The 19,201-nt window shown below is 68.5% G+C and carries 19 protein-coding genes; 10 read left to right on the top strand and 9 right to left on the bottom strand.

Annotation, left to right across the window (positions count from 1 at the left end):
- Positions 1–383: 383 nt before the first annotated feature.
- Together msrQ and msrP are read right to left on the bottom strand one after the other, a co-directional pair.
- Positions 384–992: a protein-methionine-sulfoxide reductase heme-binding subunit MsrQ gene (gene msrQ, locus G8O29_RS06600; RefSeq protein ID WP_207623707.1), complete on the bottom strand. Its 609-nt coding sequence runs from the start codon at positions 990–992 to the stop codon at positions 384–386.
- Positions 992–1,894, bottom strand: coding sequence for a protein-methionine-sulfoxide reductase catalytic subunit MsrP (gene msrP, locus G8O29_RS06605; RefSeq protein ID WP_166402460.1), 903 nt, complete (start codon positions 1,892–1,894; stop codon positions 992–994). The genes msrQ and msrP overlap by 1 nt, the downstream gene beginning before the upstream one ends.
- A 311-nt stretch (positions 1,895–2,205) precedes the next feature.
- Here msrP and G8O29_RS06610 point away from each other — a divergent pair, with 311 nt between their 5' ends.
- Both G8O29_RS06610 and G8O29_RS06615 read left to right on the top strand, forming a co-directional pair.
- Positions 2,206–2,682, top strand: coding sequence for a fasciclin domain-containing protein (locus tag G8O29_RS06610; protein ID WP_166402461.1), 477 nt, complete (start codon positions 2,206–2,208; stop codon positions 2,680–2,682).
- 74 nt (positions 2,683–2,756) lie between these two features.
- Complete coding sequence (locus tag G8O29_RS06615; protein ID WP_166402462.1) at positions 2,757–3,248, top strand: fasciclin domain-containing protein; 492 nt, start codon at positions 2,757–2,759, stop codon at positions 3,246–3,248.
- A 128-nt stretch (positions 3,249–3,376) separates the two neighbouring features.
- Here the strand turns inward: G8O29_RS06615 and clpB are convergent, their stop codons facing one another.
- The gene (clpB, locus tag G8O29_RS06620) at positions 3,377–5,992 is read right to left on the bottom strand and encodes an ATP-dependent chaperone ClpB (protein WP_166402463.1); all 2,616 of its coding nucleotides are present in this window, start codon (positions 5,990–5,992) and stop codon (positions 3,377–3,379) included.
- A gap of 297 nt (positions 5,993–6,289) precedes the next feature.
- On the opposite strand from clpB, the gene G8O29_RS06625 reads away from it, so the two are divergent.
- Complete coding sequence (locus tag G8O29_RS06625) at positions 6,290–6,730, top strand: hypothetical protein (RefSeq protein ID WP_166402464.1); 441 nt, start codon at positions 6,290–6,292, stop codon at positions 6,728–6,730.
- Here G8O29_RS06625 and G8O29_RS06630 read toward each other — a convergent pair.
- From G8O29_RS06630 to G8O29_RS06645, 4 genes are all read right to left on the bottom strand, one after another.
- Complete coding sequence (locus tag G8O29_RS06630) at positions 6,727–7,551, bottom strand: TolB family protein (RefSeq protein WP_166402465.1); 825 nt, start codon at positions 7,549–7,551, stop codon at positions 6,727–6,729. The two genes, G8O29_RS06625 and G8O29_RS06630, sit on opposite strands and share 4 nt — an antisense overlap.
- A gap of 105 nt (positions 7,552–7,656) precedes the next feature.
- Positions 7,657–8,430, bottom strand: coding sequence for a hypothetical protein (locus G8O29_RS06635; protein WP_166402466.1), 774 nt, complete (start codon positions 8,428–8,430; stop codon positions 7,657–7,659).
- Between the two features lie 9 nt (positions 8,431–8,439).
- Positions 8,440–9,156: a copper homeostasis protein CutC gene (locus G8O29_RS06640; RefSeq protein ID WP_166402467.1), complete on the bottom strand. Its 717-nt coding sequence runs from the start codon at positions 9,154–9,156 to the stop codon at positions 8,440–8,442.
- Entirely contained in the window at positions 9,147–10,019 is an 873-nt protein-coding gene (locus G8O29_RS06645) for an ROK family protein (RefSeq protein ID WP_166402709.1), read from the bottom strand. The genes G8O29_RS06640 and G8O29_RS06645 overlap by 10 nt, the downstream gene beginning before the upstream one ends.
- Positions 10,020–10,107: 88 nt before the next feature.
- Here G8O29_RS06645 and pyrF point away from each other — a divergent pair, with 88 nt between their 5' ends.
- The 7 genes from pyrF (at position 10,108) to G8O29_RS06680 (ending at position 16,770) form a co-directional block, all read left to right on the top strand.
- A complete protein-coding gene (gene pyrF, locus G8O29_RS06650; RefSeq protein ID WP_166402468.1) occupies positions 10,108–10,800 on the top strand; it encodes an orotidine-5'-phosphate decarboxylase in 693 nt (230 codons plus the stop codon).
- Between the two features lie 168 nt (positions 10,801–10,968).
- Positions 10,969–12,219, top strand: coding sequence for an imelysin family protein (locus G8O29_RS06655; RefSeq protein WP_166402469.1), 1,251 nt, complete (start codon positions 10,969–10,971; stop codon positions 12,217–12,219).
- Entirely contained in the window at positions 12,216–12,464 is a 249-nt protein-coding gene (locus G8O29_RS06660) for a (2Fe-2S)-binding protein (RefSeq protein ID WP_166402470.1), read from the top strand. Before G8O29_RS06655 ends, G8O29_RS06660 begins: the two co-directional genes overlap by 4 nt.
- A gap of 149 nt (positions 12,465–12,613) precedes the next feature.
- Positions 12,614–13,099: a bacterioferritin gene (gene bfr / locus G8O29_RS06665; RefSeq protein ID WP_166402471.1), complete on the top strand. Its 486-nt coding sequence runs from the start codon at positions 12,614–12,616 to the stop codon at positions 13,097–13,099.
- Positions 13,100–13,190: 91 nt separating this feature from the next.
- Positions 13,191–14,696 carry a di-heme oxidoreductase family protein gene (locus G8O29_RS06670; RefSeq protein ID WP_166402472.1) on the top strand — a complete coding sequence of 502 codons (1,506 nt, stop codon included), beginning with the start codon at positions 13,191–13,193 and terminating at the stop codon, positions 14,694–14,696.
- Positions 14,696–15,724 carry an imelysin family protein gene (locus G8O29_RS06675; RefSeq protein WP_242678951.1) on the top strand — a complete coding sequence of 343 codons (1,029 nt, stop codon included), beginning with the start codon at positions 14,696–14,698 and terminating at the stop codon, positions 15,722–15,724. The genes G8O29_RS06670 and G8O29_RS06675 overlap by 1 nt, the downstream gene beginning before the upstream one ends.
- Positions 15,721–16,770, top strand: coding sequence for a DUF1513 domain-containing protein (locus G8O29_RS06680; protein WP_166402711.1), 1,050 nt, complete (start codon positions 15,721–15,723; stop codon positions 16,768–16,770). Before G8O29_RS06675 ends, G8O29_RS06680 begins: the two co-directional genes overlap by 4 nt.
- Positions 16,771–17,010: 240 nt before the next feature.
- On the opposite strand, the gene mtaB is transcribed toward G8O29_RS06680, so the two are convergent.
- Both mtaB and dapF read right to left on the bottom strand, forming a co-directional pair.
- Positions 17,011–18,282 (bottom strand): tRNA (N(6)-L-threonylcarbamoyladenosine(37)-C(2))-methylthiotransferase MtaB, encoded by a 1,272-nt coding sequence (gene mtaB, locus G8O29_RS06685; protein ID WP_166402473.1) that lies wholly within the window; start codon positions 18,280–18,282, stop codon positions 17,011–17,013.
- Positions 18,279–19,118: a diaminopimelate epimerase gene (dapF, locus tag G8O29_RS06690; protein WP_166402474.1), complete on the bottom strand. Its 840-nt coding sequence runs from the start codon at positions 19,116–19,118 to the stop codon at positions 18,279–18,281. The genes mtaB and dapF overlap by 4 nt, the downstream gene beginning before the upstream one ends.
- Positions 19,119–19,201 lie beyond the last annotated feature (83 nt).

Consider the following 19,201-nt stretch of genomic DNA (forward strand, 5'->3'; position numbering starts at 1 on the left):
GCCGATATGCTGCGATTAGACGCCGATGCGCGTCAGACCGCCCGCATATCCCTTCATTCATCACCTTTTCAAAGAGCCACCCTCAGACAAAAAACATGCGATCCGCCAACTTCTTGGCGTATCCCCTCGCGCCTTGCCTTCAGATTTTCCGAACCGTCGCTTCCGTTCCCGTCCGCTTTCGTTCGTCACCGTCGCCGTTCCGCTTCGGTGAGGGGGTATTTACGTATCAGCCGCACCGCCCGCAAGAGCAAAAAACACCTTTCCGCCAAAATTTTCGCATCTGACCGAAAACACCGCAAAATCTGGTGGTTGGCGCAATCCAGGCTACTACGGCCGCCGCTCTGCGGCAACTTTCTTGCGGCCGCAGCAGCGCCAGGCTGCGGTCAGACCCCCGCCGGACGCGCCCTGCCCGCCTTCGGCACCAGCCGCACCGCCAGCAGACCCAGCGCCAGAGCGACATAGACCAGCGTCTCGACCGTCCAGACCTTCACCAGCAACGAAAGGTGCAGCACTCCGGCCAGAATCGCCACATAGGCCAGCCGGTGCAGCCGGTTCCACGCAACCGCCCCCATCCGCCGGATTGCCCCGTTCCAGGACGTCGCGGCCAGGGGCAGCATCACCACGAACCCCACCATCCCGGCGATGATGTAAGGCCGCTTCGTCAGATCCGTCGCCATCTCGCCAAAGCGCAGTCCCATGTCCAGCCAGACCCAGGCGGTCAGGTGCAGCGCGACATAGAGAAAGGCCAGAAGCCCCAGCGCCCGGCGAAAGCGGACAAGGTTCAGCCCCAGCCGCCGCAAGGGCGTGACCGCCAGCGACGCCAGCAGGAACTGGAGCCCCCGCTCGCCCAGCGCATGTTCAATGGCCTTGACGGGGTCGGGACCAAGCCCGCCTGCAACCGCCCCCCAGATCAGATAGCCCAGCGGCACGAGACCCAGCAGATAGACCACCCAGGTCGGCACCTTGCGGGCCAGCCGGTTCACCCCGTCCATCAGTAGTTCGCCTTCAGGTCCATGCCCGAATAAAGGCCTGCCACCTCGGCCTCATAGCCGTTGAACATCAGCGTATCCTGCCGCCCGCCGAACAGGCCCGACCCGATCACCCGTTCCGAGGCCTGGCTCCAGCGGGGATGGCTCACCTTCGGGTTCACGTTGGAATAGAAGCCGTATTCGGAAGGTTGCAGCATGTTCCAGGTGGTCCGGGGCATCTTGTCGACCAGGCTGATCCGCACGATCGACTTGATCGACTTGAACCCGTATTTCCACGGCACCACCAAGCGGATCGGCGCGCCGTTCTGTTTGGGCATCTCTTCGCCGTAAAGCCCGGTTGCCAGGATGGTCAGCGGATGCATCGCCTCGTCCAGGCGCAGCCCCTCGCGGTAAGGCCAGTCGATGAACGGGCTTTTCTGGCCCGGCATCTCCTCGGGCCGGACCAGGGTTTCAAACGCCACGAACTTCGCGGACGGCTGCACGCCCACCCGGTTCAGAAGGCCTGCCAGCTCAAAGCCGATCCAGGGAACCACCATCGCCCAGGCCTCGACGCAGCGAAAGCGGTAGATGCGTTCCTCCAACGGCTGTCCCTTGATGACATCGGCAAGGTCATAGGTGCCGGGCTTGTCCACCAGCCCGTCGATCACCACCGACCAGGGATCGACCGTCAGCCCGCCCGCATATTTCGCCGGATCGCCCTTGCCGGTTCCGAACTCGTAGAAGTTGTTGTAGCTGGTGATGTCCTCCAGCGCCGTCGGCTTGGCATCCGTCGAATAGCGGCTGGGCGCCGCCTCGATCCGGGCCAGGGCCGGGCTCGCCGCAAGGGCCGCCGCCCCGGCGATCAGTTGGCGGCGATTCAGCCAGGCAGGCTGCGGAGTGACATCGGACCAGGTCAGGCGGCGCATGCGGGGCTCCATCCGTTATTTTTGCCGAAGATGCGGTTCTGGCCGTGAAAGGCAAAACAAACCGCCTCACGACTGCTTCAGAGCGTTGAAACACGCGCAGCAGAAAGCGCAACGATCCTGCCACATACCTCACGATCGTTGAACAATGCTCACGCGAGTTTGACTGGAAACCATGAAAGGCCGGGGCTTAGTCCACGCGCTGTTCTAATCAAGTCAGGGTCACGCGCTTTTGGGTCTGATCCATTGTCGCAGCCCGGGCCTATCATTCTCGCCAACGACGGCATGACCGATCATAACGGGAGTGACACCACATGATCCGCAGAACCTTTCTTGCCCTGACCGCCGCCACCGCCTTTGCGATGCCTGCCTTCGCCGAAGACAAGGACATCGTCGACACCGCTGTCGCGGCGGGGTCGTTCAACACGCTGGCCGCCGCGCTGACCGCCGCGGGCCTCGTCGAGACGCTGAAGGGCGAAGGCCCGTTCACCGTCTTCGCGCCGACCGACGCGGCCTTTGCGGCCCTGCCCGCGGGCACCGTGGAAGACCTGCTGAAGCCGGAAAACAAGGACAAGCTGGTTTCGATCCTCACCTACCACGTCGTTCCGGGCAAGGTCATGTCCACCGACCTGACCGAGGGCATGACGGCCGCCACCGTGAACGGCGCAGAGGTGACGATCACTCTGGACGGCGGGCCGAAGGTCAACGGCGCCGTGATCTCGATGCCGGACGTGGCCGCCTCGAACGGCGTGATCCACGTCATCGACAGCGTCATCCTGCCGCCGATGTAAGGCAGGTCCGGGGGGTGCCAGCGGCGCCCCCCGTTCCGTTCCGGACCAGCTATCCATCCAACAGGGGACACCACATGAACCGCCGCACCATTCTCCGCCTTGCCGGAGCCGTTTCCGTCGCTGCCCTGCTTTCCGCCTGCGTCGCCACGCCGAAGGAACCCGATATCGTCGACATCGCCTCGTCGAACGCGGACTTCTCGACCCTCGTCGCCGCTGTCAGCGCTGCGGGCCTTGTCGATACGCTGAAGGGCGATGGCCCCTTCACCGTCTTCGCGCCGACCAACGCGGCCTTTGCCGCCCTGCCGAAGGGCACGGTGGAGAACCTGCTGAAGCCGGAAAACAAGGACCAGCTGATCAAGGTCCTGACCTACCATGTCGTGCCGGGGGCCGTGACCTCGGACCAGCTGGCGGGCAAGCGGCTGAGCGTTGCCACAGTCCAGGGCCAGTCGGTCCACGTTGACGGCCGCAAGGGAGTGAAGGTCAACCAGTCGCGGGTGACCACGGCGGACATCATGGCCTCGAACGGGGTGATCCACGTCATCGACAAGGTCCTGCTGCCGAAGTGAGCCCGCGAGGCCGCCGCGCGCGGCGGCCTTTCCGACCCTCATGAAATCAATAGCTTGGCTTTGGGCGTAAGGGTTTTATTAACACCTGCCACGCCAGACAAAAGGGGGCCCGAGGGCCCCCTTTCGCGTCAGTGCACCACGGCCTGCGCAGGCCGTTCCCGGCGGCTTTGCACCACCCGGTCGCCGATGATCAGGCCCTCCGGCCCCGCCGTCACCCGGATCGTCGAGCCGTCCAGCACCTCGCCGGCCAGGAGCATCTCGGACAGGGGGTCCTGCAACTGGCGCTGGATCACCCGCTTCAGGGGCCGGGCGCCGAAGACCGGATCATAGCCCTCATCCGCCAGCCAGGCCTTGGCATCGGCATCCAGATCCAGCGTGATCTTCCGCGCGGCAAGGCGCTGTTCCAGCCGTTTCAGCTGGATCTCGACGATGCCCGCCATATCCGCCCGGTTCAGCCGGTCGAAGATGATCATCTCGTCCAGACGGTTCAGGAATTCGGGCCGGAAATGCGCCCGGACCGCCTCCATCACCTCGGCCTTGGCCGCGCTGGCATCCGCGCCTTCCGGCAACTCGGACAGAGCCCGCGCCCCGAGGTTCGAGGTCAGGATGATCAGCGTCTGCTTGAAGTCCACGGTCCGGCCCTGACCATCGGTCAGACGGCCATCGTCCAAGACCTGCAACAGCACGTTGAACACGTCCGGGTGGGCCTTTTCGACCTCGTCGAACAGCACGACCTGATAGGGCCGGCGCCGCACGGCTTCGGTCAGCACGCCGCCCTCGTCATAGCCGACATAGCCCGGAGGCGCGCCGATCAGCCGGGCGACGGAGTGCTTCTCCATGAATTCCGACATGTCGATGCGCACCATCGCCGAGTCGTCGTCGAAGAGATATTCGGCCAGAGCCTTGGTCAGCTCGGTCTTGCCGACGCCGGTCGGCCCGAGGAACAGGAAGCTGCCCAGCGGCCGGTTTTCATCCGACAGCCCGGCCCGCGACCGCCGCACGGCCCGGCTGACGGCTTCCACCGCCGCCCGCTGCCCCACGACGCGCTTGCCCAGCTCCTCTTCCATCTTCAGGAGCTTTTCCTTCTCGCCTTCCAGCATCTTGCTGGTGGGAATGCCGGTCCAGCGCTCCACCACTTCGGCGATCTGCTCGGGGCGGACCGCTTCGGCGACCAGAGCTTCGCCCTCCCGGGCTTCGGCCTCGGCCAGCTTCTTCTCCAGTTCGGGGATGCGGCCGTATTGCAGCTCCCCGGCCCGGGCGAAGTTGCCCTCGCGCTTGGCCTGATCCAGTTCGGCGCGGGCGTGATCCAGCTGCTCCTTCAGGCTGCGCGCGGCCTCGAGACTGTCGCGCTCGGCCTGCCACTTGGCGGTCATCTCGGCCGATTTCTGCTGGAGATCGGCCAGTTCCTTCTCCAGCTTCTCCAGCCGGTCCCGCGAGGCCGCATCGTCCTCCTTCTTCAGGGCCTCGGCCTCGATCTGCAACTGAAGGATCTGGCGATCCAGCGCGTCCAGCTCTTCGGGCTTGGAGTCCACCTCCATGCGCAGACGGCTGGCGGCCTCGTCCACCAGGTCGATCGCCTTGTCGGGCAGGAAGCGGTCGGTGATGTAGCGGTGCGACAGCGTCGCTGCCGCAACCAGGGCCGAATCGCTGATCTTCACCCCGTGGTGCAGTTCGTATTTCTCCTTGATCCCGCGCAGGATGCTGATCGTGTCCTCGACCGTGGGCTCGTTCACGAACACCGGCTGGAAGCGGCGGGCCAGGGCCGCGTCCTTTTCCACGTGCTTGCGGTATTCGTCCAGCGTGGTCGCGCCGATGCAGTGCAACTCACCCCGCGCAAGCGCCGGCTTGATGAGGTTCGCCGCATCCATCGCGCCTTCGGATTTCCCGGCACCGACCAGGGTGTGCATCTCGTCGATGAAGAGGATGATCTCACCCGCCGCGGCCTCGATCTCTTTCAGGATGGCCTTCAGCCGCTCCTCGAACTCGCCGCGATACTTGGCGCCCGCGATCAGCGCGCCCATGTCCAGCGCCATCAGCCGCTTGTTGCGCAGGCTCTCCGGCACGTCGCCGTTGACGATGCGCAGGGCGAGACCCTCGGCAATCGCCGTCTTCCCGACGCCGGGTTCGCCGATCAGCACCGGGTTGTTCTTCGTGCGGCGCGACAGGACCTGCATCGCGCGGCGAATCTCCTCGTCGCGCCCGATGATCGGGTCGATCTTGCCCTCGCGCGCCTGTTCCGTCAGGTCGCGGGCGTATTTCTTCAGCGCCTCCATCGTGTCTTCGCTGGACGCCGAATCCGCCGTCCGCCCCTTGCGGATGTCGTTGATCGCCGTGTTCAGCCCCTGGGCCGTCACCGCCCCCGCCGTCAGCGCATCCTTGGCCCGCGTGTTGACCAGAGCGAGCGCGGTCAAGAGCCGTTCCACCGGCACAAAGCTGTCGCCGGCCTTCTTGGCCACGGCCTCCGCCTCGTCCAGCACGCGGACAAGCTGCGGATCGACATAGGTCTGCCCGTCGCCGCCCGTGACCTTGGGCAGCTTGGCGATGGAGGCGTTGATCGCCTCGTTCACCCGTTCGGGCGAACCGCCGGCCTTGCGGATCAGGTTCGCCGCGAGGCCCTGGTCGTCATCCATCAGTGCCTTCAGCAGATGGTCGGGCAGCACGCGCTGGTGGCTTTCCCGCATCGCGATGGTCTGTGCGGCCTGAAGGAAACCGCGCGACCGTTCCGTGAATTTCTCCAAATTCATCGGTCATTCTCCTTGTGTGAAGCGCCCCGCCTGCGGTGCCCGGGTATCCAGCCCACCGCGTGAAGGCCTTGCGCTTCATCTGGGCGCGGCCCGAAAACTTTGCAATCCCCGCCTGGCGGAAAAACCACAGCCGCCGGAAAGCTGAACGCGCGGCCCTTCCTCGGCCTTTCCTTGCCGATCCTGCGCCGGGGGATCGGCGGCATCGGGCCGGCCCGCCCCGGCCGACGGCGGGCAGGTCTTGCGCAGACGGCCCCGGCCTCCCCATCCTCGGAGCTTCGGCAGGAAAGGCCCAAGCCCATGAGCGACGCCAAACTTCCCCTGATCCACAAGGCCCCGGTCGAGGGTCTTGCCGTCCATGTCGCCCGCACCGGCCTGGCCATCGGCGACAGCGCGCGGCTGGACCGGCTGTCGGACGGGCGCATCGGGGTCTTCGCCCGGCTGCGGAAACGGATCCTGGGCGTGATCCCGCATCACCGCGAAGGGCTGGTCGGCCGTCTCGGCCCGGTGGCGGAGGAGATCGTTTCCCCCTCGCTGGCCCATGGCGACGACCTGCGGGTGCGGATCATCGACCTTGTGCCCGAGCATCTGGCGAACGGCTTCCCGCCCGAGGTCTACATCTCGGTCTGGGGCGACCCGCGGCATCTGCAACCGATCCTGTCGGCGGTGGACCTGCCCCCGGCCCCGCCCGACCCGACACCCCGGCCGCCGAAGGGTCTCCGCGGCCTGCGGACCGTCTAGGGCTCATAGCGCACATAGGCGAAGGCGCTGCCGTCCGGCGCCCAGGAGGGGACGTTGATCGTGCCCTGACCGCCGATGAATTCGCGCACCCGCCGCCGGTTGCCGCCCTCGGGGTCGCAGAGAACCAGAGCGACAGGCAGGTCAGCCGGATGCCCCGTGGTGCCCGGCGGATAGGCCAGATAGACCAGATGCCTCCCGTCCGGCGAAGGATGCGGGAACCAGTTCACCTGATCATCCGCGAACAGTTGCCGCTGCCCCGACCCGTCCGCCGCCATCACCCAGATCTGCGCATGGCCCGTCCGGTCGCAGTTGTAGTAGATGCGCGCCCCATCGGCGCTGAAATCCGGCCCGTCGCAATGCCCCTCGCCATTGGTCAGCCGCTTCTCCTCCTCCCCCGGCACCAGAGTATGGACGTCGATCACCCGGCTTCCGCCCCGCGCGGCGACATAGGCCAGCACACGCCCGTCCGGCGACACCCCATGCCACCAGCTCGGGCTGTCGGGCGAGACCTTCACCGGCTCGCCGCCCTCGACCGGCATGACATAGACCTGGCTCCCCGCCCCCTCATGGTGCGACGACAGGATGATCGTCCGCCCGTCCGGGCTGATCCCGTGGTCGTTGTTGCAGCTTACCGCCGCCCCCGTCTCGACCGGCAGCAGCGCGGGACTCGCCAGCGGCACCCGATAGAGCCGCCCCTCCCCATTCACCAGAAGCCAGTCCCCGGATGGCGCCCAGTTCGGCGCCTCGATCCGCCCCTCGACCGCCAGCACCTCGCGCACCCGGCCCGCGCCGACCTCATAGGTCTCGATGATGCTCCGCATAGGCGAAGTCCTTCCAATTCAATTCAAATTTGCGCTTGCTCACGTGCCAAATACTCCGCGGGAGGTCCGGAGGGCGCGAAGCCCTCCGGCGGCCAGCCAGGCGCGCTACCCCCGGTCCTTCACGACCAGAAGCTTCTTCGGCCGGATCGCCTCGGCCGCCTTGAACAGGCTGAACGTCTGGTTGACGTAGTTCACCACGCCCGAGAGGCTGTCCAGATAGGCCTGCACCTCCGCCGTCCGCTCGGCCTCGACCAGCTGCACCGGGCGCGAGGGGTCCATCCCCTCGAACTGGACATAGAACAAGGGCTCTCCGCGCCGCAGGATCAGGTCCTTCTGCGGCTCGTGCCATTCGAAGGCCCACATCAGCGGACGCGGCCAGATCGAGATCGGAAAGCGCCCGCCGAAGATCGTGCCGGGCAAGGGATCGGGCCGGTAATGCGCAAAGGCCGACAGCTGCGACAGATAGACCATCTCGTCGGCGATGAAATAATAGGGCAGATGCAGCTGCACCGTGGGCCGGTCGGGGAAACGCCATTCGGCCTCCGAAACCAGAGTCAGCACCTCGTTCAGCTTCGACGACCGGATGGGCGAGGCCGCCCCCGCGCGGTTCACCAGCACCGCCTTGCCCTTGTCGTCGCGCTGAAAACCGATGTGCAGGTCGAAGGGGCATTTCACCATGAAATAGCGGCTTTCCAGTTGGATCACCGCCGGGCAGCGGCTGGCCGACTTGGCATGCGCCTTGTTCGGCGGGCGGATCTGCACGCGCTCGGGCGGGTCATAAAGCACCGCGCCCTTGTCCTGCGCCAGAAACCAGCCCACCATCAGCGGCCCTGCCTCTGGCCCGGCCTCCGGGCGCTCGAACGTCAGGTTGATCTCCATCGCCCGCTCCTATTCCAGGGCCGCCTTCAGCGCCCGCACCTGATCCGCCCGCGTCTGCCGCCAGAGGGCCGGGGCGAACCCCATCTCGACCGTGCGGCCCGACACGGGCGTCGCGACCGAACATGAGGCATGGATCTCGGCAATGCCAAGCCCCTTCAGCATCGCCGCATTCCCCGGGTTCACCCCCGAGCCGGGCATGATCGAGATCCGCCCCGCCGCATGCCTGACCAGCGCCGCGATCCGCGCCGCCCCGGCCTCGACGGTGGTCTCGCCACCCGAGGTCAGGATGCGGTGGAAGCCAAGCGCCACGGCAGCGTCCACCGCGCGTTCCATGTCTGCCGCAAGGTCGATGCACCGATGCAGGGTCAGCTCCAGCTCCATCCCCTTCGCCGCCGCGACGAGCCGTGCCAGCACCGGCACATCCAGCCGCCCGTCCGGCCGGCTGGCCCCCAGCACCACCCCGGCCAGCCCCGCCGCGCGGACCGCCGCGATCTCGGCCTGCATCATCCCGACCTCTGCCTCGGACCAGACGAAATCTCCCGCCCGCGGCCGGATCATCGCCACCACCGGCACGCCGCAGCCCGCCGCCAGGGCCATCAGCCCGGCCGAGGGCGTCAGCCCCCCCAGCGCCAGCGCCGAGCAAAGCTCGATCCGGTCCGCCCCGCCCGCCACGGCCTCGGCCAGCCCCTCGGCCGTGTCCACGCAGACCTCCAGCCTCACGCCCATGCCGCCGCCCCGGCCAGCGCCGCGCCCAGCAGGCCCGCATCCGCCCCGCATTCGGCGGGCACCAGCAGCGGTCCCTTCGTCCGGCGCAGGACGCGCACCCGCACCGCCTCGTCCAGATAGGTCACCAGCCCCGGCGCGCGGGACAGGCCGCCGCCCACCGGCACCACATCGGCACCGACCACGTTCACCACCAGGGCCAGCGGCCCCGCCACCAGCTCGCGCCAGAGCGCCATGGTCGCGCCCGCCTCGGCCTCCCCGGCCATCCAGCCCGCGATGATCGCCTGCGATCCCAGAAGTTCCGCCGTGCGCTTGCGGTGCAGCCGCTCCAGCCCGCGCGCGCTGCCCACCGTGTCGATGCAGCCCACCTGGCCGCAACCGCACTGAAAGGCGAACTCGCCCCGGATCACCGGCCCGTGTCCCCATTCCCCGGCGTAACCGCCCGCCCCGGTAACGACCTGCCCGCCCAGAACCAGCCCGCCGCCGACGCCCGAGCCCAGGATCACCCCGAAGACCGACGCCAGGCCGCGCCCGGCCCCCCGGGTGGCCTCGGCCAGCGCAAAGCAGTCGGCATCGTTCAGCACCCGGACGGGGCTTCCCGTTGCAGCCTCGACCTCCGGGCCAAGCCGCAGGCCGTCGATGGCCGGGATGTTCGCCACCCTGCCGGCGCCAGTGGCCGGATCGACCACGCCCGCGATGGAGATCGCGATGCCCTTCAGGGCGCGCCCCTGCGCGAATCCGGCAATGGCCCCCAGGAATGCCGCCTTGTCGCAGACCGGCGTCGCCACCTCGCCCAGAGGCCGCAACGTCCCGTCCCAGACCGCCGCCCTGATCCGGCTGCCGCCGATGTCCAGTGCCAGGATCATGTCGTTCAAGCTTCGGCCCCCTTCTTGCCGCCAGTCTTGACAGCCCATCCCCGCCCCGTCAAACCGCCCCGCAACCACGGAGGCCTCCATGCCCGCAGATGACCGCCTGATCGTTGCGCTCGACGTGCCGAACGTGGTGCAGGGGCTGGACCTTGTCGCCCGCATCGGGGATGCCGCCAGCTTCTACAAGATCGGCCTCGGCATGCTGACCGGCGGCGGGCTGGCGCTGGCCAACACGCTGAAGCACGAGCAGGGCAAGCGCATCTTCCTGGACATGAAGCTTTTCGACATCGGCGCCACCATCGAGGCCGCCGTGCGAGGGCTTGCGCAATACGATCTCGATTTTCTGACCGTCCACGGCGACCCGCAGGTGGTCGCCGCCGCCGCCACCGGCAAGGGCGGCACGGGGCTCAAGATCCTCGCCGTCACGGTCCTCACCTCGCTCGACCGTGCCGACCTGGACGCCAATCTGATCAAGCCGGGCGACATTCGCGAGATCACGCTGGAACGCGCCGCCCGCGCGCTTGAGGCCGGGGCGGACGGCGTGATCGCCAGCCCGCAGGAGGCCGCGATGATCCGCGCCCTGCCGCAGGCCCGGGGCAAGCTGATCGTCACCCCCGGCGTCCGCCCGGAGGGCTCTGCGCGCGGCGACCAGAAGCGCATCGCCACGCCGCGCCAGGCCATCAGCGACGGCGCCGACCATATCGTCGTCGGCAGACCCGTCTGGCAGGCGAAAGACCCCGCCGCCGCCGCCCGCGCAATCCTGGCCGAGCTTCCCTGACCCCGGGCTCTCCCCTCGCAGGGGTCGGTCCTCGCCCTGGCGAAGATCAAGCGATGGAACGCGATAAGCCGTTCGTCGCGCGCGGCTGCGCCCGGCGGGCGAATCGGGCTTTACAAGCCCGACCTCTTTTGTCAGAAAACGGATAATTCCTGACTGAAAAGGTCTGCCATGCGCCTCCTCACCGCTTTCGCCCTGTCCACCGGTCTTGCCAGCGCGGCACTCGCCGCGACGCCGGCAGAGGTGACGCAGACCTATGCCGACATCGCGCTGGCCGCATATCAGGACAGCCTGACCACCGCCAAGGCGCTGCAAGCCGCTGTTGCTGCGCTGATCGCCAGCCCCTCCGAGGCAACGCTTCAGGCCGCACGCCAGGCCTGGCTTGCCGCCCGCGTCCCTTATCAGCAGACCGAGGCCTTCCGCTTCGGCAACCCGATCGTTGACGACTGGGAGGGCCGGGTGAACGCCTGGCCGCTGGACGAGGGCCTGATCGACTATGTCGCTGGCGACTACGGCAACGAGGAAAACGCGCTGGCGCGGCTGAACGTCATCGCCACGCCGAAATTCACCCTCTCCGGTATCGAGATCGACGCGACCCAGATCACGCCGGCCCTGATCCGCGACACCCTGCACGAGGCCGACGGGATCGAGGCCAATGTCGCCTCGGGCTACCACGCCATCGAATTCCTGCTCTGGGGCCAGGACCTGAACGGCACCGGGCCGGGGGCAGGCGCGCGACCCTATACCGACTATCTCCAGGGCGAGGGCTGCACCGGCGGCAACTGCGACCGCCGCGCCGCCTATCTGCAAGCCGCAACCGACCTTCTGGTGGCCGATCTTCAGGAGATGGTCGGAAACTGGCAGGAAGGCGGACCCGCCCGCGCCGCCGTGACCCGGGACCCGCAGGCCGGACTTCTGGCCATGCTGACCGGCATGGGCAGCCTGTCCTACGGCGAACTGGCCGGGGAACGGATGAAGCTGGGCCTGATGCTGAACGACCCGGAGGAAGAGCATGACTGCTTTTCCGACAACACCCACAACAGCCACTATTTTGACGGGGTGGGAATCCGCAATGTCTATCTCGGACGCTATCTCCGTCTTGACGGTTCCGTCGTGGAAGGCTTCGCGCTGGCCGATCTCGTCGCGGCGGCCGATCCTGCGGTGGATGCGCAGCTCAAAGCCGAACTCGAGGCCTCGGTTGCGGCTCTTGGCGCGGTGAAGGCCGCGGCCGACGGCGGCTTGGCCTACGACCAGATGCTCGCGCCCGGCAATGCGCAGGGGGAAGAGCTCATCATGGCGGCGGTGAACGCGCTGGTCACGCAGACCGCATCCATCGAGCGCGCGGTGACGGCGCTGGGCCTGTCGAAGGTCACTTTCGAAGGCTCCGACAGCCTCGACAACCCGAACGCCGTGTTCCAATGATCGTCTGCCACTGCCAGTCGATCTCCGACCACGACATCCGGGCGGCGGTGGACTGGATGCGCGCCGCCGATCCCCAATGCGTCATCACCCCCGGCAAGATCTACCGTGCGCTCGGCAAGCGGGCCGAATGCGGGGGCTGCATGCCGCTGTTTCTCGACACCATGCGGCGGAATGACAACTTCGGCGTCCCCGGCAAGAGCGTGGCACCGGTGCTCGGCCGCCCTGTCCTGATCGCGGCAGAATAACCGATCTTTTCTGTAAAGTATTGTAATGGTTGAGAAATTGTCGCGCCCCTCTGGACAGGTGGCCGCGCGCGCTCTACTGTTCTGGCGTTCCCAGCCAGGCCGACAGACCCAGGCAGGATCGTACCCACGCAGCACAGAAGGATCTGGCCATGAAGGGCGACAGCAAGGTCATCGATTATCTCAACGCGGCTCTCCGTTCGGAACTGACCGCGGTCAGTCAGTACTGGCTGCACTACCGCCTGCAAGAGGACTGGGGTGTCGGCCATCTTGCCGACAAATCCCGCGCCGAATCGATCGAGGAGATGCACCACGCCGACAAGCTGATCGCGCGGATCATCTTCCTGGAAGGCCATCCGAACCTGCAAAAGCTCGACCCGCTCCGCATCGGCCAGTCCGTGCGCGAGACGCTGGAGGCCGACCTGGCGGCCGAACACGACGCGCGCAAGCTTTATATCGAGGCCCGCAAGTACTGCGACGAAGTCGGCGATTTCGTCACCCGCGCCCTGTTCGACGAACTTCTCGCCGACGAGGAAGGCCATATCGATTTTCTCGAAACCCAGCTTGGCCTGTTCGATACCCTGGGCGCCGAGAAATACAGCCTGCTCAACGCCAAACCCGCCAGCAAGGCCGAATAGCGTCTCGCCGGAGCGACTTGCCGCCGCAGGCGCATTTTCCGATTGAAACAGTCAACTACCTGGGCGTATGACAGGGCCAAAGGAGGCCGCCATGCGTCCAGCCCTTCTCCTCTGCCTCTGGGCCATGCCCGCCCTTGGCGACGGCCTTGACGACCGCCACCTGCCCGTCATCCCCCGCACGCCCGCCGAAGCCGCGAAGGTCGCCGCCGTTCTCGCGCCCCCCACCGATTTCACCAGACCCGAACCCTTCGAGGCCAAACCGGCCGGCGCCGCCACCGTCCGCGCCATCGCCACGGCCGATGCCTTCAGCCAGCCCTCGGCCAACATGCCCTTCGAGCGCGAGATGGACTTCAAGCTGGGCAACGCGCTGTTCCGCAAGACCTGGGTCGCGGCCCCCTCCTCCACCCTCGCCTCCGACGGGCTCGGGCCGCTTTACAACGCGCGCGCCTGCCAGGACTGCCACCTGAAGGATGGCCGCGGCCACACCCCCGCCACTGCCGATGCCTCGCGCGTGTCGATGTTGCTCCGCCTCTCCGTCCCCGGCGGCCCCGCGCCCGAGGGCATCGCCGACTGGATCGCCACCGCGCCCGAACCCACCTATGGCAGCCAGCTTCAGGACTTCGCCGCCCCGGGGCACGCGGCCGAAGGCCGGATGGACATCGCCTGGAGCGAGACGCCCGTGGTATTGTCCGACGGTATCGTGGTCAGCCTGCGCGCGCCCGCCTACAGCATCGGCGACCCCGCCTATGGCCCGCCCGCGCGCGACCTGATGCTGTCGCCCCGCGTGGCGCCGCAGATGATCGGCCTCGGCCTGCTGGAGGCGATCCCCGCCGCTGACATCCTGGCGCGCGAGGACCCGGATGATGCCGACGGCGACGGCATCTCGGGCCGGGCGCAGATCGTGCCGTCGCTGGAATACGGTGTGCCGATGCTTGGTCGCTTCGGGCTGAAGGCCGGCGCACCTACGGTCCGCGAGCAATCCGCCGGCGCCTTCGCGGGCGACATGGGCTTGTCGACCTGGCTGCTGCCCGATCCCTGGGGCGACTGCACGACGGCCCAGTCCGCCTGCCGGGACGCGCCGCATGGCCAGGAACCCGACATCCGCGACGGGCTGGAGGTGGACCGCGCCAGCCTGGACCTGGTGACCTTCTACGCCCGCAACCTTGGCGTGCCCGCGCGGCGCGATCCGGGTGACCCCCAGGTGCTGAAGGGCAAGGCGCTGTTCCACTCCCTGAACTGCCAGGGCTGCCACACGCCGAAGCATGTCACCCACCGGCTGGACGGCCAGCCGGAACAGAGCTTCCAGCTGATCTGGCCATATACCGACCTGCTGCTGCACGACATGGGGGAAGGCCTGGCCGACAACCGCCCCGAAGGCCGCGCCACCGGCCGCGAATGGAAGACCCCGCCGCTATGGGGGATCGGGTTGACCGAACAGGTCTCGGGCCATTCGCAGTTCCTGCACGACGGCCGCGCCCGCAGCCTGCTCGAGGCGATCCTCTGGCACGGCGGCGAAGCGCAGGCCCAGCGCGATGCGGTCGTTTCGCTGTCCACCGAGGACCGCGAGGCGCTGCTTGCCTTCCTGGAGTCGCTCTGATGCCGCTGATGCCTCCGCCTGCAACCCCGCGCCTGCCCCGGCCCCGGGAAGGGAGACGACGGTTCGGGGGGCTCTTCGCTGCGCTCGTCGCCCTGGCCCTGCCTGCCTTCGCCATCGCGGATACCGCCGCCGTGGTGACCGACCACGCCCGCCCCGGTTTCGCCGCCTTCGCCACGGCCGCCGAAGCGCTGGCCGCGGTTGACAGCTGCGCCCCGGACGACCTCCGCCCCGCCTTCCAGGCCGCCTGGGACGCCTGGACGGGCGTCGCGCATCTGAGCCTCGGCCCGGCCGAGGACGGCGGGCGCGGCCTTGCCGTCCTGTTCTGGCCCGATCCCAAGGGCGCAGGCTGGAAGGCGCAGCGCGCGCTGCTGGCGGCCGGTCCGGCCGACCTGACACCCGAGACCATGGCCGGCCTGTCCGTCGCCGCCCGCGGCCTGCCGGCGCTGGAACGCCTGCTCTATCCGGCCGAACCGCTTGCCGCCGACCCCTGCCCGCTGATCCGGGCCACCGCCAGGGACATGGCGCGCACCGCGCAGGATCTGGCGCGGGACTGGCAGGGGTTCGGCGACCTGCTCCTGAGCGCGGGACAGCCCGGCAACACCCGCTTCCTGTCGCCCGCCGAGGCGACTCAGGCCCTGTTCACCCAGCTTGTCTCCGGGCTGGAAAGCCTGGCCGACCGCCGCATCGGCCGCCCGCTCGGCAGCTTCGACAAGCCGCGCCCCGACCTGGCCGAGGCGCGCGCCGCGGGCCGGTCGCAGCGCAACATCCTTCTGTCGCTGATCGCCCTGCGCGACCTGGCGCAGAAGCTGTCCCCCGACAGCCCGCAGACACTGGCCGCCTTCGACCGGGCCATCGCGCTGGCCGAAACCCTGCACGACCCCGATCTTTCCGGCATCGCCCAGCCAGCGGGGCGCCTGAAGCTGGACATCCTGCAACAGGCGGTGCGCGCCACCCGCGACAGCGCCATCGCCGAGATCGGCCCCGCGCTGGGCGTTGGCCTCGGCTTCAACGCGCTGGACGGCGACTGATGCGGCGCCGCGCCTTCCTTGCCACCCTCGCCGCCGCGCTGACCCCGCGGCTGACCTGGGCCGATGTCGGCTCTCCCGTCTTCCTTGCGGCCGGAAAGCGGGACGAGGACCACTTTCTCCACGGTCTGTCTGCCGCGGGCGAAAGCCTGTTCCGCATCCCGCTGCCCGCGCGCGGCCATGCCGCCGCCGCGCATCCGACCCTGGCCGAGGCCGTGGCCTTCGCCCGCCGCCCCGGCACCTTCGCCCTGGTGATCGACTGCGCGACCGGCGCCGTCCGCCACCGGCTGACCCCGCCCGACGGGATGCAGTTCAACGGCCACGGCGCCTATTCCGGCGACGGATCCCTTCTCATGACCTCGGAGGTGGTGGCCGAAACCTCCGAAGGCCGTATCGGCCTCTGGGACACCGCGCGTTATACCCGCCTGACCGACTGGCCGAGCCACGGCATCGGCCCGCACGAGATCCGCCGCCTGTCCGATGGCCGGCTGGCCGTGGCCAATGGCGGCATCCGCACCGATCCGGTGGACCGCCGCAAGCTGAACCTCCCCGACATGCGCCCGAACCTGGCGCTCCTGTCCGAGGATGGCGCGCTCCTCGACCGGATCGACCTGCCCGACCTGCGGCAGAACTCCATCCGCCACCTCGCGCTTTCGGGCGACAGCATCGCGTTTGCCATGCAATGGGAAGGCGACCCGTCCGAGCCCGTCCCGCAACTCGGCCTCTGGACGCCCGGCAGCCCACCCCGCCTCTGCCCCCCGCCCGAGGCGGAGGCCTTCGCGATGCAGGGCTATGCAGGATCGGTCGCCGCGACGCGGGACCGAATCCTCGTCACCTCGCCCCGGGGCGGCGCGCTGATGCTGTTCGACGCGAAAGGACGACACATCGCCACCCACCACCGCGCCGACCTCTGCGGCGCAGCCAGCACCCAGGGCACCTTCACCGTGACCGATGGCAGCGGCGCGGTCTGGACCGCCGAGGACAGAGGTCTTTCGCCCCTCTCCCGCGCAGACACCCGATGGGACAACCACCTGGTTGCACTGGGCTGACCAAACCCCTTGGTCTTGCCCTCGGCACAAATACTCTCTGGGGGTCTGGGGGGCGAAGCGCCCCCAGGTTCCGAGGAGGAGGCAGAGCTCGACGACGAGACAAAAGGCGCACGCTCCAGCGCTCTCTCCGGCAGGCGCCGGCCACGCGAGCGCAAGCCCGATCATGGTTGACCGAAGCTGAACACCCGTAGCCAACCCCTTGATTTCACTGCTGGCTTGAAAGCCGCCACGCGCGGCGCGTCACACCAGCAGCCGCGCCCCGTCCTGAGCGGTGGTCCGGACCTCCAGGATCGCCCCTTCCGGCTGGTCGGTCGAAAAGGCCACCTCGGCAAAGCCCTCGGTCCGCCCGATCCGCGGCCCCTCGGTCAGCACCCGGTGAACCCGCCCGACCTCGGCCGCCAGATGCGCGGCCAGCACCTCTGCACCCAGCGCCCGCAGCCGCGCCGCCCGCTCCTTGATCTCGGCCCCCGCCACCTGCGGCATCCGCGCGGCCGGCGTGCCCTTGCGGGGGCTGAAGGGGAACACATGCAGGAAAGTCAGCCCGCAGGCACGCACCAGATCGAGGCTTCGGGCGAACATCGCCTCGGTCTCGGTCGGGAAGCCCGCGATGATGTCGGCCCCGAAGACGATGTCGGGCCGCAGCCGCCGCACCTCTTCGCAAAAGCGGATCGCGTCGTCGCGCAGGTGCCGCCGCTTCATCCGCTTCAGGATCAGATCGTCGCCCGCCTGCAACGACAGGTGCAGATGCGGCATCAGCCGCGGTTCGGTCGCGATCGCCTCCATCAGGGCGGGGTCGGCCTCGATGGAATCGATGGAGCTGATCCGCAGCCGCGGGACCTGCGTCAGCTTCAGGATCCGCCGCACCAGATCGCCCAGTCGCGGGCCGCCCGGCAGGTCGGCGCCCCAGCTGGTCAGGTCAACGCCCGTCAGCACCACCTCGTTGAAACCGCGATCCACCAGCCGGTTGATCTGCTCGACCACCACCCCCGCCGGAACCGAACGCGAGTTGCCCCGGCCGTAGGGGATGATGCAGAAGGTGCAGCGATGGTCGCAGCCGTTCTGGACCTGCACATAGGCCCGGTGCCGCCCGAAACCGTCGATCAGGTGGCCGGCGGTCTCGCGCACCGACATGATGTCATCGACCTGGACCTTCTCGGTCGCCCCGATCAGGTCCGGCGCGGCCAGGCCCTTCCAGGTCGAGGCCTGCATCTTCTCGTGGTTGCCGATGACGCGGGTCACCTCGGGCATCGCGGCAAAGCTCTCGGGCTCGGTCTGGGCGGCGCAGCCGGTGACGATGATCGCCGCGCCCGGGTTTTCCCGCGCCAGGCGCCGGATCTCCTGCCTGGCCTTGCGCACGGCCTCGGCCGTCACGGCACAGGTGTTGACCACCACCGCCTGCTCAAGCCCCGCCGCGGCCGCCAGTTCCTTCATCGCCTCGGTCTCGTAGGCGTTCAGCCGACAGCCCAGGGTCGCAAAGACCGGAGGCTGCGCCGGGCGGGACGGCGCGTTCATCGGCTGGCCGCGAGGTATTCGGGCGACAGGACGCCATCGAAGACGCGCGCCACCGGGCCGGTAAGCCAGACGCCATCGTCGCGCCAGTCGACCTCCAGCTCGCCGCCGTCTGCCTGAAGCACGACACGCGGCCCGGTCAGGCCGCGCAGATGCGCCGCCACCGCCACCGCGCAGGCGCCCGACCCGCAGGCCAGCGTGATGCCGGTGCCGCGTTCCCACACCCGCATCCGGATCCGGCAGGGCGAGATCAGCGCAGCGAATTCGACATTGGTGCGCCGGGGGAACAGGGGGTCATGCTCGATCCGCGGCCCGAGGGTAGCAAGGTCCACGGCCTCGGCATCCGGCACGAAATGCACGCAATGCGGATTGCCCATGCCCACCCCGACCGGATCGCCCGGCAGGGGCAGGTGCAGGGGGTCAACCTCGCGCGCCAGAGGAATGCTGCCCCAGTCCAGCTGTGGCGCGCCCATGTTGACCCAGACCCGGCCATCCGCCGCCCGCTCGGCCCGCAAGGCGCCCCGCGCCGTGACCAGCGAGACCGCGTCGGCCCCGAGCCCCCGCATCACATGGTCCGAGACGCAGCGCGTGGCATTGCCGCAGGCCCCGGCCTGCGAGCCGTCGCTGTTCCAGAACACCAGCCCGAAGTCCGCGCCTTCGGCATCGGTGATCTCGGCCAGCTGATCGAAGCCCACGCCCCGATTGCGGTCGCCCAGCGCCCGCGCCAGACCGGCCGTCACCTGCGCCCCGCGCCCGCGCGAGTCGATCACCACGAAGTCATTGCCCGCGCCGTGCATCTTCATGAAGGGCAGGCCGGTCTTTGCACCGGTATCCGTCATGTGCCGGCATATACGCCCACGGCACAAGTTTTGCCAGTGCCGCACGTTTTGCCCTTGACCCCTGCTGCCGCCCTGACTAATCA

The sequence above is a fragment of the Rhodobacter calidifons genome (assembly GCF_011174775.1).
Lineage (GTDB): Bacteria > Pseudomonadota > Alphaproteobacteria > Rhodobacterales > Rhodobacteraceae > Tabrizicola > Tabrizicola calidifons.